Below are 26029 nucleotides of genomic sequence, written 5' to 3'. Positions count from 1 at the left end.
TCTTTTTATTTTAATTTATATCATTTTTATTAATAGACATTATTAAATTTCTATTTCTTTGTATATCTTTAGACCATTTTCTTTCATTATATCTAAGATTATACCTGCTGTTTCTTCTATTGCCTTATTTGAAACATTTATTACTGGGCATCCTATTTTTTTCATTATTTCTTCTGAATAATCTAATTCCTGAAGTATTCTTTCTAGATTAGCATAGTTGGCTTTACTAGATAGACCTAAAGCTTTTAATCTTTGAGTTCTTATTTCATTAAGCTTTTCAGGTGAATTAGTAAGACCTATTATCTTCTTAGTATTTATCTCAAATACCTCTTTAGGAATTGGTATTTCTGGAACTAATGGAACATTAGCTACTTTTATATTTTTATTAGCCAAATACATACTCAAAGGAGTTTTAGATGTTCTTGAGATTCCCACTAAAATTATGTCTGCTTGAAGAACACCTCTAGGGTCTTTTCCATCATCATATTTTACTGCAAACTCTATAGCTTCAACTCTCTTAAAATAAGATTCATCTAATTTTCTAATTATACCAGCTTCTCTTTTAGGTTTTCTTCCTGTTCTCTTGCTTATTTCTCTTAAGATATCTGTCATAAGGTCTATACAACTAAGACCTTCTCTCTCACAATATCTTTCAACAATACTGCATAACTCTTCATCAACTAATGTATATACAATCAAAGCGTTTTCAGCTTTCGCATTCTCCAATGTTTCAAGTAGTACTCCTTTATTAATCATGTATGGGAATCGTTTTATTTCATAAGTTTCATTTACATAAAACTGAGACATACATGCTTTTGCAACTTGTTGTGCAGTCTCCCCTACTGAATCTGATACTGCATATATAATTAGGTTTTTCACCAGCATACCTCCTTAATTGTCAACTATTTCTAAGAATAGCTTAGTTATGTTGGTTTTTGATATTCTCCCAACAACTCTCATATGATTTTTGTCTTCTCCCTTATATTCAACAATTGGAATCGAATCTACTTCATGTTCTATTATTTTTCTTGAAGCTAATAAAACACTTGCTCCTTTAGTTAAAGTAACTACATTTGGAGTTCTTGTCATTATCATGCCTATTGGCATCTTATTTATATCAGAACCTCCTATTGTTGCTTTTAGCAAGTCTTTTCTGGAGACAACTCCACATAACTCTTCATTTTCATCTATAATAACTATACTCCCTACATCAGATAAAAACATAGTGACTATTACATCATATATACTTTCGTCCTTCTTAGCTAGTACAGGCATGCTCATTATATCTTCTACTGATTTTTCTTTTATACTTTTACCAATTAAATTAATTTCACTAACTCCTGAATAAAAATATCCAACTTTTGGTCTTGCGTCTAGTATTCCTGTCATTGTCAATATAGCTAAATCAGATCTAAGTGTAGCACGAGTCACATTCAAGCTGGAGGCAATACTTTCACTCGTTATTGGTTCATTTTCCTTAACTATATCTATAATTTTTAGTTGTCTTTCATTAAGCTGAATAATAATCACCTTCTTTCATTGTGCTATACTTTTTATCTTTTCGCATCTTATATAGTATATTATATAACTATATATACCATTCTGTAAACAGATTTTTTATTGAATACGATATATTTTTTTACTAAGTCCTCTTGCTTAAAGATATTTATTATATATTAATGGGGGATATTTCTTTAATTAATAGAACTATATTAGTATTACAGTTAATATTATAATACATAATTGGTCATTTTAATTCATTTTATATTAAAATTTTTAATTATATTATTTAAAATATGAATATAAAGTTGCAAAATTAATTTGAATTAAATATACTATTGAGATTTTCAATTATAAATGACCTATAATATATTTACATACGAAATATCCTACCAAAAATATACATAAATTTAAAAGGGCTGATTTAAAAATAACCATCACCCCTTTTGAATAGTATCTATATTATATTATAACCAAATCTTACCCAAATATTTTTTCTTGTAATTGTCTTAAATGATATAAAGTAGTATCTTTTTCTATCTCAACCATATCATAAGTTATAACTTCACCTTTTTTAATATCTTTAACTACCTTAGTCTTTTTGCTAACTAGACCAATAGGAACAGCATTCATAGCTTTTGCAACATCGTACTTTTCTATAGTACCATAGCATGTATATGCACCATATCCATCCATATACTCACCTTTTTTCAAATCTTTCTTAGCTATAGTCATAACTTCTGCAACTAGTCCATTTTTAGGTACTATTGTAGCCTTATGTTCTAAAACTGCCATAGCTGCTGATAAAGGAGTCTCTAAGCTACACAAATGATATGGTCTATATAATATGTAATTAGGTCCATCACCCATACTTAAATATTTTAATTCATCATTAACAGCTTTTAATTTATGAGCAACCACTACGAATACTCCAGGTGCTATACCATTTACAAAATCAACTACACCATAATTATCTAATACTCCACCTTCACTTTTTAATGCATACTTTTTAGGTACTTCATTCACTGTAGCTTCAATACCATGACCACCTCTTACATCAGGTACAAATCCAGTTGCATTACACATTAAAGCCATTTCTACCATTGTTTTAGTTCCTTCTTTAAAAGAAGCTATCATATGAGGTGAAGCTCCTTTTCTTTCTGCTTCTTCTCTAACAGTATCAGGGTTACAATCTAAATCTAATTTATTATTTTTACCTTTTCCTATAACTCTAACTTCAAATCCCATTGCATCTGCAAAATCGAACAATTCCATTACAGCTCCTGGCTCATCCCCTGCAGAACCTGTAAAGATTACTCCAGCATCATCTGCTAATTTTTTAAGTATTGGTCCAACAACACAATCAGTCTCAGCATTTAACATTACTATGTGTTTTTTATTTAAGATAGCATTTAGTGCTATTTCTGCTCCAATTGCAATACCACCAGTTGCATCTATAACTACATCTATTGACTTAGTCTTACAAGCTACAAGAAAATCATTACAAGTCAATACTTTTCCTTCTTGTAGTTTTAGTTCTGCATCATTTTCATTTGTTACATTATCTATAACTGCTTCATCTATTCCTGCATCAGTAAATGCCTTATGAGCTAATTCTAAATTTATATCTACAACAATAGAAGCCTCAATACCTTTCATATTCGCCATTTGGCTTACCATTCCATTTCCCATATGACCAGCACCTATAAGAGCTACTTTTATTTTCTTACCTTCTTCTTCCAACTTTGCAAGTTTTCTGTTTAAATCTAACATATCCATTCCTCCTGTTATAATAATTTTATTTTTCAAATTAAGAAATAGTTATTAAATCTCCAATAGTTACATTTGGATTTCCTATTTCTACATGTATTTCTCCTGGTAAATTTACTTCACATTCCCCATCAAATTTGATTGTACAATGACCAATTTCTCTAAGAGTCTTTTGAGCAATGTCTCCAACTGAAACTATACAATAATCTCTATTTCCTATTGTAAGTGTGTCTCCTATTTCAACATCACTTTTTAATGTTGATATTGAATGAATTACAGATATATCCTTTAAGTCTTCATCATTGATGGTTTCATCATATATGATAAGACAATTACTTTCATCCATTAACTCTTTAACTAAACTGCCTATCCCACTTATCTTAACTTCATATTTCATGACATTCCTCCTGATAATTTATATTTATATTAAGTTAATTAAAAGAAACATTTATTTTTTCTTTTATAAATTTTATAGCTTGTACAATACTTTCTTCATCTTTAAATCTTTGCTCTGCACTATATATGTCTAATCCTTCTATTTCTTCAATCTCTTTAAACTTAGCCATTACTGTGCGTCCTTTCAAAATTTCCCCAAACCTTATAAAACCATCTGAATCTGAAGATATAATAGCTATACTTCCTTTAGAAAAATAACTTTTCTTTTTTCCTGTAGATACTATCTCCCCTTTTGTTTTAGCTCTATTTAAAGTTTTAAAATATAATTTATTCTGTTTCATTATAAATATAGTATTTAGAACATAAACAACAAATAAAATTACAAGTAGTTTCATATTTATACACCTTCCACAAATCACATTATTTTTTAATTCTGTACGATTCTACATAAGATTTTTGAGTAACACTTTTTTAAATTCTAAAAAACTTCTACATTTACTTATCTTATTTGTTAACTTTACATCTTGTCCTATCTTTAAAACTTCTTCATAAATTTTTACCAACAAGTCTGAATCCATTTGATTCTCACATGGAAACATGGTCATAAGTATTATTTTTATACTTCTATTTGCATATTGTATTGGTTCTTCTAAAATCCCAATTGCCATTAGAAATTTATCTGACTTTTCATTTACAGAATGGGGAAATAATAGACCTTTATCAAAAACTGTAGGAGATTTTTCTTCTCTATTAATTATGTTTTCTCTAAACTTATCATCAATACATCCTAAATCCATAAGATTGTCCATCATTTTTTCCAAAGACCCAAGTATCGTCTTTTCATTCAATATCATAAATTTATCTTCATCCAACAAATTATTTATTAATAAATTTGTAGAATTAGTGGTATCAATATTTCCTTCTCTTAAACACAATACTGTTTTTAATTGTTCTCTTAGTTTATTTTCATCAAATATTGTATTTATTTTCAACACTATTGTTCCTATATTTGATGTGTCTAAATCAATAGTTGTAAAAACTATATCGTATTCATCTAAGTTAATATTTCTCAAATTAAAACTTGAAAGAGTATCAATTTGTGGATTATTACCTATTAATTTTTCAACTCTTATTTTTAATAGCTTTGCTGTCCCTAGACCAGTACCACATATAATTGCTATTTTCTTTATTGAATAAAATCTACTGCTATTTCTTTCTAAATATCCACTAAAATGAATTGCTATATATCCAATCTCATCTTCTGAAACTTCTAAATTATATTTCTGCTCTATTACTCTTCCTGCTATTTGAGCTAATTTAAAAGGAAGTATATAGTTCTGTTTAATCTCTTCTAGCAATATATTCTTTAATTTTATATTAAATAATAGCCTATTTAGAGTAAAACTAAGATGATATCCTAGTCCTATCCTTAATTCATCCTCATTTATCAAAATACCCATATCAATATATATTTGGTTAAATATATTTTCCATCAACTCATCAATATTTTTATTAATTCTACTACTATTTAAAGCACACTCTGATGCTGGTGCATTTCCACTCACTAATGGTATAGTCAAATAAATAATTTCCTCATCATTTAAAACACATTCAAATCTTTTTGATAATATTTGTTTTATTTCCCTAGCAATAAGGTATTCATCATATGATTTGAGTAAATCAAACTTTGCATTATACTCTTTTACTCTATTTTTTTCTTTTACTCTATAAATTAAAACTACAATATAGTTAAGAACTTCTCTTAGCATTTCATCTGTAACATAAAAATTATTATTTTTGAACAAAGTCAATAATTCCTCTTCCAAACTTGTGAGTTCTTCTTTTTTAATGTCTTTAAAATATTTTGAATTATTTAAATCCTTTCTTGAGTTCTTATACAACTGATTTAATATAAGTAATCTAATATCAAGTTCATTTCCATGTAATTTCATCCCTGTATTCTGTTTTTTTATTAAGTTTAAATTATATGAAGCTAGAACTTTTTCTACATACTGGAAATCATTTACTAGAGTAGTTCTTCCTACACACATCTCATCTGCCAAACTATCAAGTGTAATAAATCCATCTAGTTCTATCAAATAATTTAGTATAAACTCTACTCTATCTTCCTTTGAGTTTAATGAGAATATATTTTTTCTATTCATATCAATAATCTTATTAAGTACTTTTTCATCTTTTATTTCCAGTTTATATCCTTGACCTTTTACATATTTAATTACTGCTATATCACTCCCTAAGTCTTTATTCAATTGTTTTATATATGTTCTTACACTTCTAGTTGTAACATTTAGTTCATTTGCTATTGAATTGATACTTACAAACTCTTTTTTACTACATATAATCAATATTTTAAATATCTTGCGGTCAATAGAAGGAATTTTCTCAGTTACATTCATTTTGTATCTCCTCCTTGATTTCATTCTAGTACAAACTTGAAACCAAATTAATACATAAAATTTCACTTTAATAGAGGAAAATTTAGTATTAATCTAAATCGATAATTACAGTTGATTAATAGTATAAAAGCTAGTCTTTCATTAACAAAACTCTTGACTAGCTTAAATTTATATTTTAAATTTTATTAATCAAATTTAAACCTAATACTGACATTAAATATTATCTTAAAGCAAATACCGCAACTCCATATGCAATAATAACAGATATTGGACCAGTTATTAAACGAGAATAAAATAGAGCTGGAACACCATATTCCACGGTTTCTGGTTCTGCTTCTCCCAAACTTAATCCTACTGGGACAAAATCGCATCCAGCTTGTCCATTTATTGCAAATAAAGCAGGAAGTGCTAAGTATGCTGGTATTGCTCCAAGACCAATTTGAGTACCTACAAGAGTTCCTACTACTTGTGCTATAACTGCACCAGGCCCTAATATTGGTGATAAGAATGGAAGTGTACAAATTATTGATATAATCAATAACCCACCAATATTACCAGCAAGTGGAGATATTACCTTTGCAATCCAATCTCCCAACCCAGATGCTAAAATAATTCCCATAAGCATACTTACGAATGCCATAAATGGTATTACATTATTCATTATCATTTGGATAGTATCTCTACCAGCATCATAAAACTTTGAAACTACTTTTCCTGCGCCTTGGCCAATAGAAAGTATTATGTTCTTTTTAGCATATTCACCTTGTGCTTTTGATTTTACTTCATCATAATTATCAGGCTTTCTAATGGAACTCTTATTTTCACTTTTATTTTCTTGAGCTTTTTGTGGCATATCTTCTCCATCTACAACACTTATACAATTAGGGTTAACATCTGATACATAATATTCCTCTGTTATAAATTTTGCTAGAGGACCTGTTTTTCCAACTGGATTTACATTAATTGTTGGTATTTTTTTCTTTGGATATACTCCACATCTAGCAGTTCCACCACAATCAATAATAACTACTGCCACTTCTTCATCAGAAACACCAGTTTTAAATCCATCTACAATCTCACAACCCAGTAGTTCTTTTATTTTTAATGTTACTTCATGGATACCACCAGCAGTCATTGATAAGATTTTATTTCTATTGCCTTCTTTTTTTATATATAAAGGTCCTCCCCAACCTGAACTTCCTTTTTCTATTTTTAATATCTTGTTTTCATCCATTTTAACTACCTCCTAAGCTTTATTTGCTACTTTATTTTTTCTTGTTAAAAAAGCATACATTTTTTCTGTTATTATACCTCTTATAAAAATCACGATTAAACCAACTATAAAATACCATAATGCTAATGTAGTAGTTTCTTTACCTAAAGTAGTTAAACCAGCTGATATTCCTAACCATACAAAAAGTTCTCCTGCATTTGCATGTGGAAAAAGACCTGTAATTGGATGTACAAATGAAACTGCTGCATCATAAAATCCTGCTTTATGTTCTTCTTTTAAAAATCTACCAAATGTATAACACATAGGATTTCCCAAGAAAAACACTGATACTAATGGAAGTAAAATATATCTTGTAAAAGAATTCCTTCCAAGCTTAGAAGCCCAATTATTAACTCTTTCCTCACCAATTATTTTAATCAAAGAGTTAATAGCTACCATTAACACGATTAGCGTTGGAAGAGTTCCTGAAACAAGACCTACAAATTGTTCTCCTCCCTTCTGAAACAAACCAATAAACCACTCTGCACCTTTACTTAGACCTGTAATAACGTTTTCCATAAAATTATAACCTCCCTATAATATCTTTAAATTTTTAATTTTATTACTCGCTATTAATTTTACAAATTACTTCTTTTTTCTGTACTATATGCTATTATTATAAATGTTTTTTATATTAATATCATTTTAATATAATACTTTTGATAAATAAATACATCTTTTTTCAATTTTATGAAGGAAAAAATTGTACTAATTAGAATTTTCAGAAATATACAAATCTTATTTCGACTATATTTTAAATTCTTCTTAAAAATTTAAGAACTTATTTTCATTTATTTTATTATTAATACTATCTAAATCTTATAGAAATAAAAAAATAGATGCTTTATGATAAGCATCTATCCTTTAATTAAATTATTTTTTAGTTTTTTTATAGATTATTTTATAGGTATATAAATATCAATTTGTGAATCCATATTATCAGGACCTAAAAATCGTTCATCGTATACTTCAAAATCCTCTCTTATATCAATTTCGTCTTTTGAACTTAAAAACCAAGTGCCCCATATATATTCATAAGTTTTATCTAAACTTTCCAAGCTACCAATATGAGTAAATACAGCATACTTTCCTCCTGTAATAGTTTTTGAAACAAATGAATTTGGAATATACTCATAACTGCTAACTTCAAACCCTATTATCTCATTAAATTCCATATTTTCACTAACTAGATGTATTTTAGATGTTGCATCACAAATTCCAAAAGCTCTCCTTGCTGGTAAAGTATTTGGAACAATATGATGCACTTTCTTAAACTTTTCCCACAAATTAGGTAATGAGTTATTTTCTAGTATCACATTATCTCTTATACCAATTACCATTATTTCATCTATTTCTTTTATAACTGGTTTAATCGTTATATTCTCCATAAGATGCTTCATAAAATCTAATTCTAATTTTTTCTTTTTACCAACAAATACATCTATTCTATTTTTTCTATATTCCATAGGGCTAACTTTATATATAGACTTAAATGCTCTGCTAAATGCTTCTGAAGATTCAAAACCACTATCAATAGCTATATCTATTATCTTTTTTTCACTGTATAAAAGTTCTTTTGTGCTATTGACCAAACGTCTTTTTTTTATGTAGCTTCCTACACTTTCACCAAACATAGACTTGAATAGGCGTGTCAAATGATAATAAGAATATCCTGATTCTTTTGCCACATCATTTACAGTTATATTTTCTTTTAGATTATTCTCAATATATACTACAGCTTTTTCAAAATACTTTAAGTAGTCCAATATGACACCTCCTCAAATCAGATATTCTTATAATTTGTAAATATACATATCTAAATTAATACTATTTTGTTAATATACTAAAATATAACAAATAATTCAATACCATGTTATATAAAGACTATAAATTCTCATTATGTCTACTAGGATTTAAAATATAATATACTATTTATATATCCTACATTACATATAAAACCTATCCAAAATCATCAGTTTTATTATCAAGCTTCATCATATTCTAATTTATTCTTGTACTGTAATTTTAATTGTTTTTGAAAGTGTCTCAATATAATCTTCACCTGATATAGCAACACATAAAATCAGCTTCTTCATATTATTTGCCCTCTCTTTGGTATATTAAAGGTATTTTTTACTCAATCAATTCAAAAAAATCAGAAGGTGCTTTTTCAATATCTATATTTATTAACTGTGTTGTAGATTTAATATTGTCATTTAGATAGTATTTATTCCATATATTACTTTCTAGTCCACCCCATAATATGTTAAACGTTCCTGTATTTAAGTCCATAACTATACTTTTTAAAGTTCCAAAAAAATCGTTGTAATAATTACAAGATAGTCCATATGGATATTTTAAGGATAAGAAATTCATTAAATCCTTCTCACTAATTTTTTTAGAATTATCTACGTATTCTTTAATTAAATTATATCTATGAATAGAATTATTCATAGACTGTGGTTCTAATTTATGAAGTTTATCAATATGAATATGATTTGTAGAGTGAAGAAAATATTCTCTCTTATTTCCAAATTCATTTATTTTCTTTATCTCTTTTTTTCCATCTAGAGTTTCTACAAGTACCATATTTCCAGACTTATCTGCAAGTAATAGATTAATGTTATATGCAATAGGCATATCTTCTATATATCCTAATGCCTCCTCTACATCTTTGCAATTTTCTAATAAATATCTAATAACAGCCCAAAACTGTAAACCTACAATTTTAGGTTTTCTCATACCTTCTTGAGCTCCTACAGGATAACCACAAGATGTTTGACTTACACCCAAACCACACTCATTCATACCTTCAGTTCTTCCAAACTGCATTACTGTAGTTCCAATGTGTGCATATTTACCAACCACCTTAGTTTTACATAAAGCAAAATCTTCCATATGGTGTGAGAAATCAAAATTACGAGCAAAGAGAACATGCCCATTTTCAGTTAATTCTGGTGTTAAAGCAACTTGACTGCAACCTGGTCTAAGATAGGTCATAGTATAGTATAAAAGTTGACTACTATCTACTTGAATGGCATCAGCAAAACCTTGTAATTCTTCATTAAGTCCTGGGCAATATTTGTCAAATAACTCTACCATATAGTTTTCTTCTTCTTTAGTTACAACATTAGATTTATTAGTTTGTTCACATATCAACTCTGGTATATTTACAATTGATTTTCCTAACTCATATCCTATTTCATAGTTTGTGCCACATAATTCGTAAGTTCTTACTTTTAAAGTCTCCATATTATTTCCTCCTATATATCTCGTGTACTTGATTTTATCATTAGGGCTACAACCTTTCATGATATTTTTTGCTATAATAAGTTTGCAAATCTAAAAAATCTAATACGTACTAGATTTATATAGGATTATTTAAGTGCCTATTATATAAATTAAGTGTCCAAACTTAAAATATTACTTTTGTTCATGCATATTTATTCTTTTAAGCCATGAAATAATTTTTTCTTCTGCGCTATTTCCTCCATTTCCATAAATATCAAATATATCTAAAACTTTTGAATTAGGACATAATTTTTTTATGTCTTTATCAGCATGACCTTTTCCACCACCTCCATGAGTAATAAAAGGTATAATATTTTTTCCACTTAAATTATTCTGGTTAAGTAAAGTTGCTATAGGTGGTGCAATTGTACTCCACCAATTTGGTGTCCCTAAAAAAATAGTATCATAATCACTTAAATCATATGATATTTTTTTAATACTAGGCATAATCCCCTTCTGTATCTCTTGTTGAGCTTGTTTCACTAGTGCATTATAATCCTTTGTGTATGGTGTTTCTGTAAATATCTCTTGTATATCAGCCAATGTATACTTTTGAATAATTTCTGCAATTCTTTTAGTGTTTGACGAACTTGAAAAGTATAATACAATATTTTTTTTACTCATATCTATTCCCCCTTATTTTTCAATGTCATACATTTAGCAACTGTATTTCCTGTTTTTAAATATGTATAACCAGGCATTTCAAATAAAATTGGTTTTAGTTTTTCATAATCAATTTTGTTTTCTTCATTTAAAATTTCTTCATCTGCATATGTATGGCTTATTTTTAATATAAAACTTTCAAATCCCTTTGTTTCATAAATATCATCCACATAACATTCCATGTTTAGTTTTGATTCTTTTATTAGTGGAGCTCCTTCATCACCTATTTCGTATTCAAATACTTTTGATTTATCGATTTTACTTCCACTTACACAACCAACATAATCTGCTTTTGACAACATAGACTCATCTACAACATTTATGGAGAGTACTTTACTTTCTCTAATTCCTTTATTTGTATAATGTGATTTTGCTAAACTTATCATAATATGGTCATGCCCAATAATACCTAAATGTCCTACTAACATCCAGTTAGGGCTTTCATCAATTACTACTCCAACAACTACCAATGGTGTAGGATATAATCCTATTATAGAACCTAAATCCTTTTTCATATATAATTACCTCTTTTCTTTTATTTTCTTATATTGTATTCCCTTAACCAAACTTAAGGTCAAATATTATTTTTTATATTCGTGCTTTTCTTTCCATTCCCTAACCATTTTTTGTGTTACAGGGTCACATAGGTTATAGTAATTTTCAATTTTATACTCAACAACATCTAAACATTCTCGAAGTTTATTAATCTGTGTAGTCAAATCTTCCTTTACTTCTACCAATATTTCTCTACGTACTTCTTTTGTATCATCATCAGAACATGCAAGTCGTACATATTCAATAATAGCTTCTAAAGAAGCTCCTGCTTTCTTAAACTTCATAACAAACTCAATCCAGTGAATAGCACGTTCATCATAATCACGAATTCCAGACTTATTTTTAGGAATAGGTGGTATTAATCCTATCCTTTCATAATAACGTAAATTATCTACTGATATTCCAGTACGTTTTGAAGCTTCTTTAATTGTCATAAGCATCACACTCCTTATAAGTATCTTTTTTTAATATACAACCTTAAGTTAACTTCAAGTCAAGCCTTTTTTAAAACTTTTTTACAAATTGGAAAATTAAATTAAAAAGGTGAACTACACAGAGTTCACCTTTTGTTTTAGAAACTATATTTAAATGTAATTTACTATATTATAAATAATTTAATTTAATATGTTTAATCATAATATATATTGGTTTAAAACTATATAAATATATTTTTAACTTTTTAAAAAGGACCTAAATTAATCTGCACTGCAATCATCAAAAATATAAACCCTAAAGCTAACTCCATAAGTATTATCTTTGATGCAAATTTAAACCATCTTGTATAAGGCACATGAGCAATAGATATTCCAGCCATAAGAACTCCAAGTGTTGGAACTATTCCATTTGCAAATCCATCACCCATTTGGTAAGCTAACACTGCAACCTGTCTAGGTATACCTATAACATCTGCAAGTGGAGCCATAAGGGGCATTGTTACCATAGCTTGACCAGTGCCTGAAGGTATAAAGAAATTGATTACAGACTGCATAATCATCATTACTCCACCGCTAAAAATTCTAGGAACATAATTCAACACCAATGACAATCCATGAACTATTGAATCTAAAATTACTCCCTGTTCTAATATAACTACTATACTAGATGCAAATCCTATCAAAATAGCTGGATAGACCATTTCTTGCATACCTTTCACGAATCCAGAAGCAATTTTATTTGGACTAATTCCATAGACTACTCCACATAAGATTCCTAAAGCAAAGAAATAAGCTGATAAGTCTGACATACTCAAAGAAAATTTTACAATCAATATCATCAAAGCAAGTATACCACCAAAGAATGTAACTAATACTCTTATATTTCCAGCAGACAATTTTTCTTTAATGGAAGACTTATCTAATTGCCAATGACTATAATCAATATCTGCTACTAAACTTTTGCTTGGGTCTTTTTTTATTTTTTTACAATAAAAAATTATGTATGTTGAAAGTAAAATCATGGTGCAAATCCAAAATATCCATCTAAACCACATTCCTGAAAAAAGTGGCAATCCAGAAATACCTTGCGCCAATCCTACAGTAAAAGGATTAATAGTAGCCGAACCATAACCCGATGCAAGCCCTAGAAGTAAAATACCTGCAGCAACTAAAGCATCATACCCTAAAGCAATACACAGAGTCATTAATATAGGCAAGAATGCAATACATTCTTCATACATACCTACCACTCCACCAGCTAAACCAAACGTCAATACTAAGCAGGTAATTATAATCTCGCCTTTTTTGCTTCCTTGACTTTTAGAAATAACTCTTCCAATTAAAGCATCTAGTGAGCCAGTAGAATTTACTATACCAAATGCACCTCCAATAATAAGCACAAAGAAAACTGTTACAGAATTTTTCCCAAGCCCACTTGGTATAGCTCTAAATACATCCATTATACTGACTGGATGTTGTTCTCCATATTTAAAACTTCCTGCTTGCACAAGCATATTTCCAGTAGTTAAATCTTCAACTCTATTATATGTTCCAGAAGGAACAATATAGGTCATTATAGCTGCAAATATTATGAGACCTATCATCAAAACATATGCATCTGGGAATGATAATTTTCTCTTTTTGCCTTCAGTTTTATTAGTCATAGCAAAATCCCCTTTATCTAAAGTCTACTCTTCTTTCATCTTTTTAATTAAGTCTGGGTTTTCAAATAAACTAAAGCCTGTTAAAGCTAATATCTTTATACCATCAATCACTCTGTTTTTTGCATATGGATTCATAGAAGCTTTCAAAAATTCCTTTGTATGTAGCTCTTCACAATTTTCTGAGAATTTCATTAAAGGGTGTATACATGGTATCATTTGACTTAGATTTCCCATATCTGTAGAACCTAGTAATACTTGTTCATCGTCATCATATATACCAAATTCCTCCATAATATTTGTAAAGATACCTGTTAAAACCTTGTTTGCATTTAAACCTTGGCAAGTTGGCTCAAAATGGTAAAACTCAAGTTCACAGCCAGTAGCTATTGCAGCTCCTCTAGCACAATTTTTTACTTTTTCAACTACCTCATCAAAGTAGTCTTGCTCTTTTGCTCGTATTTCTAGTCTTACTTTTCCCATGTCAGGTATTACATTTGCAGCAGTTCCTGCTTCTAGTATGATACCATGTATTCTAGTTCCATCTACCAATTGTTGTCTCAATGCATTCACATTATTATATAATAATACTACTGCATCCAAAGCATTTATTCCATTATATGGCTTAGCTCCTGCATGAGATGCTTTTCCAGTAAATATGAAATCTAATCCCCCTATTGCTATAATTTCTGGCGTTACACATGTTTTTGAATTTGGATGTATCATCATTGCTGCATCATATCCATCAAATACTCCATGTTCTATTAAGTAAGGTTTTCCATCTCCAGTTTCTTCAGCTGGTGTCCCAATTATACTTACCTCTCCTTTGTAAGTATCTAGTATACTTGCAAGAGCTATTCCAGCTCCAACTCCCATGGAAGCTATCAAATGATGGCCACATGCATGACCATTGCCTGGAAGAGCATCGTATTCTGCTATAAATGCTATTCTTGGACCATCACCATTTTTCTTAGTTGCTTTGAAAGCTGTTGCCATACCTGCCAAGTTTTCCTCAACCTCAAAACCTTCTTCTCTTAGAAATTCTGCTATTTTTTTAGCAGACTTGTATTCTTGTAAGGCAATCTCTGGCTCATCATATAAAGATTGACATAGACCTAAAATTTTTTCTTTCTTTAAATCCGCCACTTGTGTTATTTTTTCTTTCATATCAATCTTACCTCCCACTAAATTTATTTATTAATTCTTTTATCCTATTATAAACTTTGATTTACTATATTGAACTTATAATCTATCTACAGTAACATTATTATTAGATTTCTTATAAAATTTAATGATAATGTTACTGTAAAATCTAATCACACAATGAATATCCAAATATCTTTCTATCTATTAAAATAAATAATCTTACTATATACTACTATCCAAAATAACAGTTTTAAATATAAATACTCTATATTTCAAATTCATAAAGTAATCTTCAATAATTTAAAGGTTTAAATAGATTTACTTTAAATTTCAGTTTTTCTCGCATACATAATATTAAGTTGATATTTAATTTTTATTATAAATAATTAAATAAAACATGTATAGGACTCTGTAAAATATCTTTAATTTAACTCATGTTTATTTTCTTTTATGTATTTACTTTCCCAAAATTCAGCATTTTTTATATCTAATTCTATAGGATTAAAAGTTCTATCGCTCCTTTTTACTCCCATCTTTTTCTGCCTTTGATAATCGTAATATGCTTTTATAGCTGGTTTTTTTAGTGTAAATATACCAACTAAGTTTATATATGTTAATACACCTATACATATATCACCAAGTGCCCAACTTGTAAGTGGTTCTATAAAGCAACACATTGCTGCACATATTATAAGCATAAATCTACAGACATTAATTATGTGCTTTTCATGTTTTTCTGCCTTAATTCTAGTCACTAAGTAAGATACGTTGGTCTCCATCATGTATGAGAAGGCTAATAATGTTGTAAATGTAAATAGTAGTAAAACTATTGCTATAAAAATATCACCTAATTGAGGATGTAATGTATTTATTGCACTCTGTACATATTGTGGACCTGGTTCTACACCTGGTAATGTTGTGTAAACATCTGTAACATTATACATTCCTGTTATTATAATCATAATACCTGTAGCCATACATATTAATAGTGTGTCTACATAAACAGAAAAAGCTTGGACTAATCCTTGTTTGGCTGGATGACTCACTTCTGCTGCTGCTGCACCATAAGTTCCAGAACCTTCTCCCGCTTCATTTGAGTATATACCTCTTTTTACTCCCCAAGATATTGCTGAACCTAACATCCCTCCAAAAACCGAACCAAATCCAAATGCAGATTTAAACATTGTCATAATAGCTCCTGGAACTAGATTTATATTTGCTATGATTATTACCAATGTCATAATAAGGTATGCTCCACCCATTATAGGTACTACTTTCTCAGCAAATAAACCAATTCTTTTAATTCCTCCAAAAATTATTATACCTAGTGCAATAGAAGATGTAACTGCTATTGTCATTTTTGAAAATCCAAATGCTTGATTCATTGCTAGATATAGAGTATTTGATTGTGTACCAGGCATAAAAAATGTATAACTTATGATTGCAACCACTGAAAATAAAATTGAACATTTTTTCCAACCAAGACCTTTTTCAAAGTAATATGGAGGACCTCCTCTGTACTGTCCATCATGCTCATCTTTATATATCTGAGCTAAAGTAGATTCTACAAATGCAGTTGCCGACCCTAATGTAGCCATTATGCACATCCACACTAATGCTCCTGGTCCTCCCATTGCTATCGCTACAGCTACACCAGCTATATTTCCAGTTCCTATCCTTCCTGCCATAGATGTAGCAAAACCTTGGAAAGAAGATATTCCAACATGAGAACTATCTCCTTCAAGCAAAAGAGTAAACATTTCTTTTACATCTTTTATTTGAAAAAATCTTAATTTCATTGAAAAATATAATCCTATACACAAACACATTGCAACTAATACAGGTGACCAAACAATTCCATTAATGGTGTTAACTAAATCGGTCACTTAACTCACCACCATTCATTTTATATTTATAGACAATAATTTAAATATCTATGTTTCAACATTCTATATAATCTTCAACTAAATATATCTAAAAAATCTATCTTCTATTTATATTATTTTTAATCCAAAAACTATAAGTATCTATTTCTAAAACAAAGAATATTAATCGATATATAAACGTAAATTTATAAACTTTTTAACGATATGTATTTGACAAATAATCAAACAATATAAATTGGAATACATGTAATGAAAAGCCTGAAACTGTTACTATATAAATAGTACCATATACAATTATTAATATATAATTGAATAGTATATAGTTAGATTTTAAATTTTCGTATTTATTATGAGGTGTAAAATTGAGTACAATTACCACCTATTTTTGAAATTCTTTTAATTTAAATTAAATAGGTTTATGTAAATATATAAATAGATGATAATTGCTACTCAATTCCAGACCTTTAGGGGTAACTTTATACTAAAACCTAGAAAACTTGATAACATTTTGGTGTGTTGCACTTTAAATTTTAAGTATTGCTATAAAACTTAATAATTTGGTATTTTTACAATATTTATGCTTCTAACTTACTTTCTCTTTTCTTCTTAACTTTTAATATATATAAACAAGATAGTATACCAATTATTAGAATTGCTATCTGGAATATAAATGTATATGTGTAACCTTTATTACCATAAGTATCTATCCAGTGTCCTATTAATGCAAATTGGAATACATCTGGTGAAAATCCTAAAGCTGCAGCTATACCTATAGTAGTTGCTGAATATTTAACTGGAACTTTTACTTCATCTTGAACTGCATAGTATATACCTTTTCCCATGTAACCTAATATGCCTACTACAAATGTTAAAGCTATAAATATAGTCATTGGAGTAGATGCAGGTAATACTAGGAATAAAACTATTACTGCTATACCAAATACATATATTGGTAGTAGTACTTTTGTAGGTGATTTTACTTTATCTGCACAATATCCTCCAAATGGTGCTCCAAACAATTTTAGACCATGTTGTCTTATTATTGCTAATGCCCCAGACAATGCCACAGAACCTCCAAGTACTGATGTTATATATGGTGTAAAATAAGACATTGTAACTGTGAATGAATATACACAGAATATGCTTATTCCTACTAGCCAAGTGTTTGGTGATTTTAGTACTGTCATAAAATCACCAGCAGACATTTTTTCACTTGCTTCTTCTTCTTTGTCTTCTCTGATATCTACATCTTTAATTACAAACCATAATACTGGACACATTACTATTGATAATATTCCTAAAGATATCATTACCCATCTCATACCCAATACAGGAGTTGAAAAGCATGTATAAATATATAAGAATATTGCTCCCATTACTACGCCAGAAACTCCAACCATAGCTTCATTGAATCCATAAACTTTACCTTGATTATCTTTTCCTATAACTCTAAGTATTTTTACCATAGAAGGATAGTTCATAACTAATGATGTGATTGCACAACCTACCCAAGTTGCAACTGCAAACGGATAGTTCATGTTAAATGCAAATGCAAATGATACTAATCCATTAAGAAATATAGAACCTAAAATTATCTTTCTATAATCAAATCTATCTGCTAACCAACCCCCTATAGGAGCTCCAAATATATTCCCTAATCCATAAATCGTAAGTAGAAAACCTAGTTGAGTATTTGTACACTCTAATGCTTTTAAGATTGGATCATATAATGTATATTGGATAAATGGTATAATATAAACTAATTCCCAAGATATTGCTATAATAACAAGTTGAAACATTAACTTTCCAAACTTTATACCGTTCCCTTTTTCTCCCATATTTAAGCCCTCACTTTTTATATTTATTCACAAGCATAATTGAGTTCTTTTTTTATAACTTCTGCAAGTATTTGAATTCCATCAACTATTTGTTCTTCTGACATAGTTGTATAGTTAAGTCTCATAGTGTTCTTTGGTCCATTATTTGCAAAGAATGACTCTCCAGAAACGTATGCAACTCCAGCATCAATAGCTTTGTCTAGTAAATCATCTACATTTATGTTTTCAGGAAGCTCAACCCATATAAACATTCCTCCATCTGGCTCTGTATATTTAGCTTCTTCTGGAAAATGCTTTTTCATAGCATCTAACATCAATAAACATCTTTTTTTGTACTCAGCTCTTATTTTTTCTATATGTTCATTTAAATTATATTTCTTTAAGAATTCTATTACTTGTACTTGAGAAAATTGATTTGATTGTAAATCTATACCTTGTTTTAAAAGTTCTGCTTTATCTATGATGTCTACATTACCACACATCCAAGCAACTCTAAACCCTGGACATAATACTTTTGAAAATGAACCTAAGTATAATACTTTATCTTTAGTATCAAGAGATTTAAGTGTAGGTAGAGGCTCTGGTGTAAATCTTATTTCTCCATAAGGATTATCTTCTATTACTATGACATCATACTTATTCACGACTTCCATAAAATCTTTTCTTCTTTGTAAAGACCATGTTTTTCCTGTAGGATTTTGAAATGTTGGTATTACATAGATTACCTTTATGTTAGAATTTTCAGATAATAATTTATCCAAATCATCTGTTACCATTCCTTCATCATCAGTATCTACTCCTAAAAAATCACATTCATAAGGTCTAAATGCATTTATTGCACCTAAGTAACTTGGATTTTCTGTAACTACTATGTCTCCTTTTTCTAATAAAATCATAGCACTAAGAGATATACCTTGTTGTGAGCCAGTAGTTATTATGATATTTTCTGCTTTTGTATCAATATTTTCTTCTTCCTTCATTCTTTTTACTAATAACTCCAATAACTCATCTTCACCTTTAGTAGGTCCATATGCTAAAGCAAATTTGCCTCTTTCACTAAGTACTTTTTGAGTTACTTCACTTATCTCTTCTATTGGAAATAAGTTTGGGTCAGGAAGTCCTGCAGCAAAAGATATAACAGTACCACCACTTGCCACCTTCTGAGCTATTTTCTTTTGAGAAGCTCTTATAGCTGAAGCTTTTACCATATCCATTCTTTTTGCATATTTCATAATACTTTCTCCTCCTTAATAATAATTTCTTATTGTGACGCTAAGCATGCTAATGCTATTGAATTTATTTTAATTTCAGCTGTATCAGAACGTGAACCTAAAATTATTGGATTTGTTGCTCCTAAAACTATACCAGCCCACTTAGCTTGATTAAATCTAAGCCATGATTTTCCTAATATATTCCCTGCTTCTATATTTGGAAATACTAGCAAATCAACATCACCAGCTATATTACTTTTAATACCTTTATGTTCTGCTGCATGTGCATCAAATGCCACATCAAATGCTATCGGACCCTCTGCTATACATTTTGGTATTTCTCCTGATTTTTCCATTTCTACAAGTAGGTTTGCATCTACTGTAGATTGTATTTTATGATCTACCATTTCATTTGCAGTAAGTATAGCAGTTTTAGGATTTTCCATGCCTATACTCTTCATAGTAAGAAGTGCATTTATCATTATATCTTTTTTTTGATTTAAATTTGGTGATACATTTATACCACTATCAGTGCAATAAAGAAGTTTGTGATATTGAGGTAATTCATATACTGCAAGTAAACTCAATAATCTCCCTGTTCTAAGACCTGTTTCTTTATTTAATATAGCTCTCATATAGACACTCGTATTAACTAATCCCTTCATAAGAACTTTAGCCTCTTTATTCTTAACTATCTCTACAGCTTTTTTAACTGATTCATCAGGATTTTGACATCCTATTATTTCGTGACCTTTTAATCCAATTTCTTTTGATATATTTTCTATTTTATCCTTGTCTCCTACAAGAATTGGCTTTATAATATTTAAATCTGTTGCTGATTTTACAGCCTTTAATACTTCTTTATCTTCTGCAACAGCAACACTTACAATAACAGGTTCAAGCTTTTTAGCCTCTTCTAATAAATTATTAAAATCTTTTAACATACTCTCTCTCCTAAATATTAATAAGTTTTTGCTATTTCTTCTCCTTTAAGTACTCTAAGTGCTCCAAGAGCAAGTGCTTCCATTTCCATTTCTCCTGGAACTATTTCTACTGGTGCCAAATATGAAACTTTTTCTATTACTCCTTTAACTACCATTTCCGAATGTGATATCCCCCCAGTTAAAATAATTCTATCTACATTCCCTGAAAGTGAAGCTCCATACATAGATATTTCTTTTGCTATTTGATAAATAAATGCATCCATTATAAGTTTTGCCTTTTTATCACCATCATTAATTCTATTCTCAATTTCTATCATATCCTTAGTTCCTAAGTAATCGTACATTCCTCCAATTGAACTTACTTTTGCGACCATTTCATCATGAGTATATTTTCCAGAGTAACACAATTCTACAAGAGGATATGCAAGTAATCCACCACTTCTTTCTGGAGAAAATGGACCATCAGACCTTCCACCACTTCCATCAATCATTTTCCCTTGTTTATGTGCTACAATTGATATCCCTGAACCTAGATGGGCTACAATAAAGTTATAATCCTCGTATTTTCCACCTAGTTTTTGTGCAATTTTTCTTGAAACAGCTTTATGGTTTAATGCATGTAACCAACTAGCTTTTTCTATGTCTGAAATTCCTGTAATCCTTGATACATCATCAAACTCATCTACAGAAACTGGATCTACTACAAATGATTGTACTCCTATTTCATCTGCTATAGTCTTAGCCAATAATGCACCTAGATTAGAGGCATGTTCTCCATTTATCTCATTTCTCATATCCTCAATCATTTCTTCACTAACAGTATAAGTGCCGCCTTTTATAGCTTTCATAAGTCCACCACGTCCAACTACTGCATCAAAAGAATTTATACTATGATTCTCGCTACTTAAGATATCCACTATTAATTGTTTTCTATAGTCATATTCATCAAATACTTTAGAAAATTTTTTTAAATCCTCTCTTGTATGAGTTATATTTTTTTTCAAAACTTCATTTTCATCTTGGAAAACAGAAATCTTTGTAGATGTACCACCAGGATTTATTACTAAAACTTTCAATTTAACACCCCCAGTTTCACTATGTAGAACATCGTTCTGATATTTCGTTTTAAAAAGTTACGTCCTACTACTCAGAACGATGTTCTATATTTTATTAATTAAATACTAACATATAAAAATAAGTATTTCAATAATTATTTTAAATATTTAAAATATTCACTTATAATCATACCCAGCTTCAAATGCTTCTATATTTTTGGCATTAAACTTGCCTTTTCCTTGATTTTCAAAGTATTCGCACATACCCTTTTCAAATTCTTCCTTTGTAAATAAATCTAAATTTTTTACCATAACACCTAACATACAAATATTAGCAGCTTTTTCATTACCTAAATTTTGTGCGATTTCAGTAACAGGTGCTTTTATAACATTTATATCTTCTCTATATTTTCTATCCTTACTTACTAGTGATTCATTGACAAACATATAACCATTTTCTTTCATTAAACTTTCATACTTATCTACTGATACACTATTCATTCCTAATAATATATCTGGATTTTTTACACAAGGATTTGCAATTTTCTCATCACTTACAACAACATTACAATTTGCACTTCCTCCTCTCATCTCATTTCCGTAAGATGGGAACCATGTAATTTTCTTATCTGCTTTATATGCAACATACATTATAATTTTTCCTGCTGTAAGAACTCCCTGTCCTCCAAAACCAGCACATATGATTTCATTTAACATATCATTTCCTCCCTAATCAATAAATTCTCCAAGTGGATACTTTGGAACAAGTTCATTTTCGATTCTCTTCATAGCATCTACTGGCTTTAACCCCCAGTTTGTTGGGCATGGTACAAGTACTTCTATTAAACAAAAACCTTTATTTTCTTTTTGTTTTTCTAGTGCTTTTTTGATGTATCTTTTTGTTGTATTTATTTCTTTAGGGTTAGTTATTGTTCCTCTTGCTAGATACGCTATATCTAAATTACCCATAACTTTTACAACATCAAATGTTGAACCATGATCTGCGTAATTTCTACCATTTGGAGTAGAAGCTGTATATTGACCTTCTATAGTAGTTGGAGCCATTTGACCACCTGTCATTGCAAACATATTATTGTTCATAACAAGGAATATAACATTATCATTTCTAGTAGCAGCTGACATAGTTTCCCCAAGCCCTATCGCATAAGCTCCACCATCTCCAGCTATTGTAAATATATATTTATCTGGTCTAACTCTTTTCATAGCTGCCATTGCTGCACCCATTTTACCATGTGGTGGAACGACAACATCTACATTCATACTAAATTGAAACATATGATTACAACCTATATCTGAACATATAATTGTATCTTGACATATATCCATTTCTGTTAATACTTCTCCAATAATTCTATCGACTATAGAGTGTCCACAGCCTCCACAGAACATATTTTCACACATCATTATTGCTGGTGCTTTCTTAGCCATAATTAAAATACCTCCTCTTGCTTAGCTTTTCCATCTATAATCTGTTGAGCAAAATCTATCAATTGATTTACTTCTGCCATATATTGAGCTGTTGCTACTGAATATACTGGGAATCTATTATCACATGCTATAATTACATCTTCCTTCATTTGTGCCATCATGTTCATTTCAACTGTTACAAGACCTTTTAGTGAATCATTCAATTTTTTAAATGCTTTTCTTGGGTAAGGCCACAATGTTTTTGGTCTTATTAATCCTAATTTTATTCCTTTTGCTCTAGCATCTCTAACTGCACCTTCTGCTATTCTTGATGAAATCCCATATGCTACAAATACTACATCAGCATCTTCTATCTCTATTTCTTCCCATCTTTGTTCATTTTCTTGAACTTTTCTCATTTTTTCTATATAACCTTTTTGCCATGTATCTTGGTCTTCAAAATATGTTATATCAGTTATAACTTTATTTTTTTCTCCTACAGGAGTTCCTTTTGCTGCCCATGGAGCTTTATCCTTATCATACTCTTTCATTGGTGGGGCTATACAAGGCTCTACCATTTGACCTATTGTAGCATCAGAAAGTATAAGCACTGGATGCATATATTTCTCAGCTAATTCAAAAGACTCATATGCCATATCCATATTTTCTTGAACACTATTAGGTGCCAATACAATTAAATGATAATCTCCATTTCCTCCACCTTTTACAGCTTGCCAATAGTTATCTTGACCTGCTCCTATAAATCCATCACCTATACCATATCTTTGTACACATGCTACAACTGCTGGCAAACCAGCTGATACCCAGTATGCGATGCCTTCTTGTTTTAATGAAAATCCTGGCCCAGATGAAGAAGTCATAGCTCTTGCTCCAAGTGCACTTGCTCCCATAACCATATTTACACTGGCTATTTCTGATTCACCTTGAATAAATACTCCTCCTACTTCTTTTTGTCTCCATGCCATCATTTCTAATATTTCTGATTGTGGTGTTATTGGATAACCTGCATAAAATCTACAGCCACCACGTATAGCACCTTCTGCTAAAGCTTCATTTCCCTTAATTAATAAACTCTGCATACGTTTTCTCCCCTCCAATAAAATATAGTTTATAATATCTCAAATACTAAATCAGGACACATTGTATAACAAGCGCCACATTGAATGCATTTTTCTTCATCAACTTTGATAGTTACAAAGCCTTTTTTATTTGTGTAATCAGAAAGACTTATTGCATCTTTTTTACAAGCTTCAATACAAAGATAACACCCCTTACATCTTTCAACACTCAACTTGACTTTTTCCATTTCTTAAATCTCCCCTTTATGTAATATTTTTTTACTTAATTTTAAATATATAATATTTATATTTTATATAGACATTATATATGCTTCAGCATTGTTCCATACTTTAGAACATCGTTCTATTTTATATTGCTTAATTAAAAGATAACACATTCGCTTATATATTTCAACAACATTTTAAATTTTAAGAATATTTAATTTTTGATTAAATAAAAAGAGGTCACATTTAAACTGATATTCACAAATAACAATTTAAATATAACCTCTTTTTATTGTTTCGATTAAAAAATTATCTAAAAAGCTCAGATATACTTTTTGCAGTTTCCATAACTCTTTTAATTTTATACTCAAAATCTCCTTCTCTCATTCTTATAGTTGGACCAGATAAACTTATTGCTGCAATAGCTTTATTATCTTTATCTAAAATAGGTGCTCCAATACAAGTTAGCCCATGTTCTAATTCTTCATCATCTATGGCATATCCTTGTTCTTTTATTTTTGCTAAAAAAAGCATCATATCATCCCAATTATCAATTGTATGCTCTGTGTATTTGTGTATTGGTGTCTTTCTATATTTTTCAAAGTCTATAGAATCATTAAATGCCATAAGACATTTTCCAACTGCTGAACAATAACATTCGCTACTGGAGCCAACTGATGGATTTACTGAGAGTAGTTGATTTGAGCCATATTCTTTATGTATTATTATACTTCTTGGAGAATCTTGAGCTCTTTCTTCTAATATAGATACATTAACCACTTCGTTAAATTCTTGATTTAATTTTTTCGTATATGGTTTTACTATTTCATTCAATGACATTTTTTCTCCCACAACCATACCTATTGCATATAAATTTATTCCTAGCCAATACTTACCATTTTCTGTGTTTTGTATAACAAAACCCTTGTTTTCAAGAGTGACTAAAGTTCTATGTACAGTACTTTTATATACTCCCATAGCTTTACTTATTTCAGTTATTCCCATTTCTCTCTTTTCATGATACAATAGCAAAATTATGTCTAGGGCTCTATCTAATGCATTTATTATTTCTCCCATATACAAATACTCCTCCTGCGAATATTAAGTGCTACTTCAACACTCTACTAAATATTATATATTAAAATTACAAAATTATCTATTTATCTTAATTATATTTTATAAAACAAAAATATTATACTTATTTTATAAAATAAAAACAAAATACTTGCCATGTCTTCCTTATTTTTTCTCTGAATG

General features: G+C 29.4%; 25 protein-coding genes. All 25 read right to left on the bottom strand.

The features are described from left to right. Positions 1–42: 42 nt before the first annotated feature. Positions 43–885 (bottom strand): pyruvate, water dikinase regulatory protein, encoded by an 843-nt coding sequence (locus tag Q3223_RS02310; RefSeq protein WP_044213707.1) that lies wholly within the window; start codon positions 883–885, stop codon positions 43–45. Between the two features lie 6 nt (positions 886–891). After that, on the bottom strand, positions 892–1530 hold the full coding sequence (locus tag Q3223_RS02305) for a helix-turn-helix transcriptional regulator (RefSeq protein ID WP_054271019.1): 639 nt from the start codon (positions 1528–1530) through the stop codon (positions 892–894). A 450-nt stretch (positions 1531–1980) separates the two neighbouring features. Beyond that, positions 1981–3273, bottom strand: coding sequence for an NAD(P)H-dependent oxidoreductase (locus Q3223_RS02300; RefSeq protein WP_054271020.1), 1293 nt, complete (start codon positions 3271–3273; stop codon positions 1981–1983). A gap of 37 nt (positions 3274–3310) precedes the next feature. After that, positions 3311–3667, bottom strand: a complete 357-nt coding sequence (locus tag Q3223_RS02295) for a PTS glucitol/sorbitol transporter subunit IIA (protein ID WP_054271021.1) — start codon at positions 3665–3667, stop codon at positions 3311–3313. 34 nt (positions 3668–3701) lie between these two features. Further along, complete coding sequence (locus Q3223_RS02290) at positions 3702–4061, bottom strand: transcriptional regulator GutM (RefSeq protein WP_054277165.1); 360 nt, start codon at positions 4059–4061, stop codon at positions 3702–3704. Positions 4062–4109: 48 nt separating this feature from the next. Next, positions 4110–6083, bottom strand: a complete 1974-nt coding sequence (locus Q3223_RS02285; RefSeq protein ID WP_054271023.1) for a BglG family transcription antiterminator — start codon at positions 6081–6083, stop codon at positions 4110–4112. A gap of 220 nt (positions 6084–6303) precedes the next feature. Further along, on the bottom strand, positions 6304–7317 hold the full coding sequence (locus Q3223_RS02280) for a PTS glucitol/sorbitol transporter subunit IIB (protein WP_054271024.1): 1014 nt from the start codon (positions 7315–7317) through the stop codon (positions 6304–6306). Between the two features lie 12 nt (positions 7318–7329). Further along, positions 7330–7875 (bottom strand): PTS glucitol/sorbitol transporter subunit IIC, encoded by a 546-nt coding sequence (locus Q3223_RS02275; protein ID WP_054271025.1) that lies wholly within the window; start codon positions 7873–7875, stop codon positions 7330–7332. A 377-nt stretch (positions 7876–8252) separates the two neighbouring features. Continuing rightward, positions 8253–9122 (bottom strand): effector binding domain-containing protein, encoded by an 870-nt coding sequence (locus Q3223_RS02270; RefSeq protein WP_407811536.1) that lies wholly within the window; start codon positions 9120–9122, stop codon positions 8253–8255. A gap of 367 nt (positions 9123–9489) precedes the next feature. Continuing rightward, positions 9490–10608, bottom strand: a complete 1119-nt coding sequence (locus Q3223_RS02265; RefSeq protein ID WP_223152821.1) for a C45 family peptidase — start codon at positions 10606–10608, stop codon at positions 9490–9492. A gap of 171 nt (positions 10609–10779) precedes the next feature. Next, positions 10780–11271 (bottom strand): flavodoxin, encoded by a 492-nt coding sequence (locus Q3223_RS02260; protein WP_407811535.1) that lies wholly within the window; start codon positions 11269–11271, stop codon positions 10780–10782. Between the two features lie 2 nt (positions 11272–11273). Next, positions 11274–11825, bottom strand: a complete 552-nt coding sequence (locus Q3223_RS02255) for a flavin reductase family protein (protein WP_407811534.1) — start codon at positions 11823–11825, stop codon at positions 11274–11276. Positions 11826–11891: 66 nt separating this feature from the next. Beyond that, the gene (locus Q3223_RS02250) at positions 11892–12299 is read right to left on the bottom strand and encodes a MerR family transcriptional regulator (protein WP_054271031.1); all 408 of its coding nucleotides are present in this window, start codon (positions 12297–12299) and stop codon (positions 11892–11894) included. A gap of 245 nt (positions 12300–12544) precedes the next feature. After that, the gene (locus Q3223_RS02245; protein WP_407811533.1) at positions 12545–13963 is read right to left on the bottom strand and encodes a YfcC family protein; all 1419 of its coding nucleotides are present in this window, start codon (positions 13961–13963) and stop codon (positions 12545–12547) included. A gap of 24 nt (positions 13964–13987) precedes the next feature. Continuing rightward, positions 13988–15127: a M20 family metallopeptidase gene (locus Q3223_RS02240; RefSeq protein WP_054271033.1), complete on the bottom strand. Its 1140-nt coding sequence runs from the start codon at positions 15125–15127 to the stop codon at positions 13988–13990. Positions 15128–15528: 401 nt separating this feature from the next. Further along, positions 15529–16992, bottom strand: coding sequence for a sodium:alanine symporter family protein (locus tag Q3223_RS02235; protein WP_054271034.1), 1464 nt, complete (start codon positions 16990–16992; stop codon positions 15529–15531). A 575-nt stretch (positions 16993–17567) separates the two neighbouring features. Next, positions 17568–18830, bottom strand: coding sequence for an MFS transporter (locus tag Q3223_RS02230; RefSeq protein WP_054271035.1), 1263 nt, complete (start codon positions 18828–18830; stop codon positions 17568–17570). A gap of 23 nt (positions 18831–18853) precedes the next feature. Next, positions 18854–20062 carry a PLP-dependent aminotransferase family protein gene (locus tag Q3223_RS02225; protein WP_054271036.1) on the bottom strand — a complete coding sequence of 403 codons (1209 nt, stop codon included), beginning with the start codon at positions 20060–20062 and terminating at the stop codon, positions 18854–18856. Positions 20063–20091: 29 nt separating this feature from the next. Then, positions 20092–20985, bottom strand: a complete 894-nt coding sequence (locus Q3223_RS02220) for a bifunctional enoyl-CoA hydratase/phosphate acetyltransferase (protein WP_054271037.1) — start codon at positions 20983–20985, stop codon at positions 20092–20094. Positions 20986–21002: 17 nt separating this feature from the next. Continuing rightward, positions 21003–22061 (bottom strand): butyrate kinase, encoded by a 1059-nt coding sequence (gene buk / locus Q3223_RS02215; RefSeq protein WP_227832382.1) that lies wholly within the window; start codon positions 22059–22061, stop codon positions 21003–21005. Positions 22062–22217: 156 nt separating this feature from the next. Beyond that, entirely contained in the window at positions 22218–22757 is a 540-nt protein-coding gene (locus Q3223_RS02210) for a 2-oxoacid:acceptor oxidoreductase family protein (protein ID WP_054271039.1), read from the bottom strand. Between the two features lie 12 nt (positions 22758–22769). Beyond that, positions 22770–23489 (bottom strand): thiamine pyrophosphate-dependent enzyme, encoded by a 720-nt coding sequence (locus tag Q3223_RS02205; protein ID WP_054271040.1) that lies wholly within the window; start codon positions 23487–23489, stop codon positions 22770–22772. 2 nt (positions 23490–23491) lie between these two features. Beyond that, positions 23492–24568, bottom strand: coding sequence for a 3-methyl-2-oxobutanoate dehydrogenase subunit VorB (vorB, locus tag Q3223_RS02200; protein WP_054271041.1), 1077 nt, complete (start codon positions 24566–24568; stop codon positions 23492–23494). Positions 24569–24597: 29 nt separating this feature from the next. Further along, positions 24598–24795 carry a 4Fe-4S binding protein gene (locus Q3223_RS02195; protein ID WP_003416663.1) on the bottom strand — a complete coding sequence of 66 codons (198 nt, stop codon included), beginning with the start codon at positions 24793–24795 and terminating at the stop codon, positions 24598–24600. 286 nt (positions 24796–25081) lie between these two features. Further along, on the bottom strand, positions 25082–25849 hold the full coding sequence (locus tag Q3223_RS02190; RefSeq protein ID WP_054271042.1) for an IclR family transcriptional regulator: 768 nt from the start codon (positions 25847–25849) through the stop codon (positions 25082–25084). Positions 25850–26029 lie beyond the last annotated feature (180 nt).

The sequence above is a fragment of the Clostridioides sp. GD02367 genome (genome assembly GCF_045900275.1).
Classification (GTDB): Bacteria; Bacillota; Clostridia; order Peptostreptococcales; family Peptostreptococcaceae; genus Clostridioides; species Clostridioides difficile_A.
The sequence above is the reverse complement of the archived record's forward strand: the minus strand, read 5'-3'. Positions and strand labels throughout refer to the sequence as shown.

What these genes read in the sequence shown, in the direction of transcription:
- Q3223_RS02195 (WP_003416663.1), bottom strand. Translation starts at nt 24,795, where the DNA reads ATGGAAAAAGTCAAGTTGAGTGTTGAAAGATGTAAGGGGTGTTATCTT.
- Q3223_RS02255 (WP_407811534.1), bottom strand. Translation starts at nt 11,825, where the DNA reads ATGAAAAAGGATTTAGGTTCTATAATAGGATTATATCCTACACCATTG.
- Q3223_RS02280 (WP_054271024.1), bottom strand. Translation starts at nt 7,317, where the DNA reads ATGGATGAAAACAAGATATTAAAAATAGAAAAAGGAAGTTCAGGTTGG.
- Q3223_RS02250 (WP_054271031.1), bottom strand. Translation starts at nt 12,299, where the DNA reads ATGACAATTAAAGAAGCTTCAAAACGTACTGGAATATCAGTAGATAAT.
- Q3223_RS02285 (WP_054271023.1), bottom strand. Translation starts at nt 6,083, where the DNA reads ATGAATGTAACTGAGAAAATTCCTTCTATTGACCGCAAGATATTTAAA.
- Q3223_RS02310 (WP_044213707.1), bottom strand. Translation starts at nt 885, where the DNA reads ATGCTGGTGAAAAACCTAATTATATATGCAGTATCAGATTCAGTAGGG.
- Q3223_RS02190 (WP_054271042.1), bottom strand. Translation starts at nt 25,849, where the DNA reads ATGGGAGAAATAATAAATGCATTAGATAGAGCCCTAGACATAATTTTG.
- vorB (WP_054271041.1), bottom strand. Translation starts at nt 24,568, where the DNA reads ATGCAGAGTTTATTAATTAAGGGAAATGAAGCTTTAGCAGAAGGTGCT.
- Q3223_RS02260 (WP_407811535.1), bottom strand. Translation starts at nt 11,271, where the DNA reads ATGAGTAAAAAAAATATTGTATTATACTTTTCAAGTTCGTCAAACACT.
- Q3223_RS02295 (WP_054271021.1), bottom strand. Translation starts at nt 3,667, where the DNA reads ATGAAATATGAAGTTAAGATAAGTGGGATAGGCAGTTTAGTTAAAGAG.
- Q3223_RS02205 (WP_054271040.1), bottom strand. Translation starts at nt 23,489, where the DNA reads ATGGCTAAGAAAGCACCAGCAATAATGATGTGTGAAAATATGTTCTGT.
- Q3223_RS02300 (WP_054271020.1), bottom strand. Translation starts at nt 3,273, where the DNA reads ATGTTAGATTTAAACAGAAAACTTGCAAAGTTGGAAGAAGAAGGTAAG.
- Q3223_RS02220 (WP_054271037.1), bottom strand. Translation starts at nt 20,985, where the DNA reads ATGTTAAAAGATTTTAATAATTTATTAGAAGAGGCTAAAAAGCTTGAA.
- Q3223_RS02245 (WP_407811533.1), bottom strand. Translation starts at nt 13,963, where the DNA reads ATGACTAATAAAACTGAAGGCAAAAAGAGAAAATTATCATTCCCAGAT.
- Q3223_RS02290 (WP_054277165.1), bottom strand. Translation starts at nt 4,061, where the DNA reads ATGAAACTACTTGTAATTTTATTTGTTGTTTATGTTCTAAATACTATA.
- Q3223_RS02265 (WP_223152821.1), bottom strand. Translation starts at nt 10,608, where the DNA reads ATGGAGACTTTAAAAGTAAGAACTTACGAATTATGTGGCACAAACTAT.
- Q3223_RS02230 (WP_054271035.1), bottom strand. Translation starts at nt 18,830, where the DNA reads ATGGGAGAAAAAGGGAACGGTATAAAGTTTGGAAAGTTAATGTTTCAA.
- Q3223_RS02210 (WP_054271039.1), bottom strand. Translation starts at nt 22,757, where the DNA reads ATGTTAAATGAAATCATATGTGCTGGTTTTGGAGGACAGGGAGTTCTT.
- Q3223_RS02240 (WP_054271033.1), bottom strand. Translation starts at nt 15,127, where the DNA reads ATGAAAGAAAAAATAACACAAGTGGCGGATTTAAAGAAAGAAAAAATT.
- Q3223_RS02225 (WP_054271036.1), bottom strand. Translation starts at nt 20,062, where the DNA reads ATGAAATATGCAAAAAGAATGGATATGGTAAAAGCTTCAGCTATAAGA.
- Q3223_RS02275 (WP_054271025.1), bottom strand. Translation starts at nt 7,875, where the DNA reads ATGGAAAACGTTATTACAGGTCTAAGTAAAGGTGCAGAGTGGTTTATT.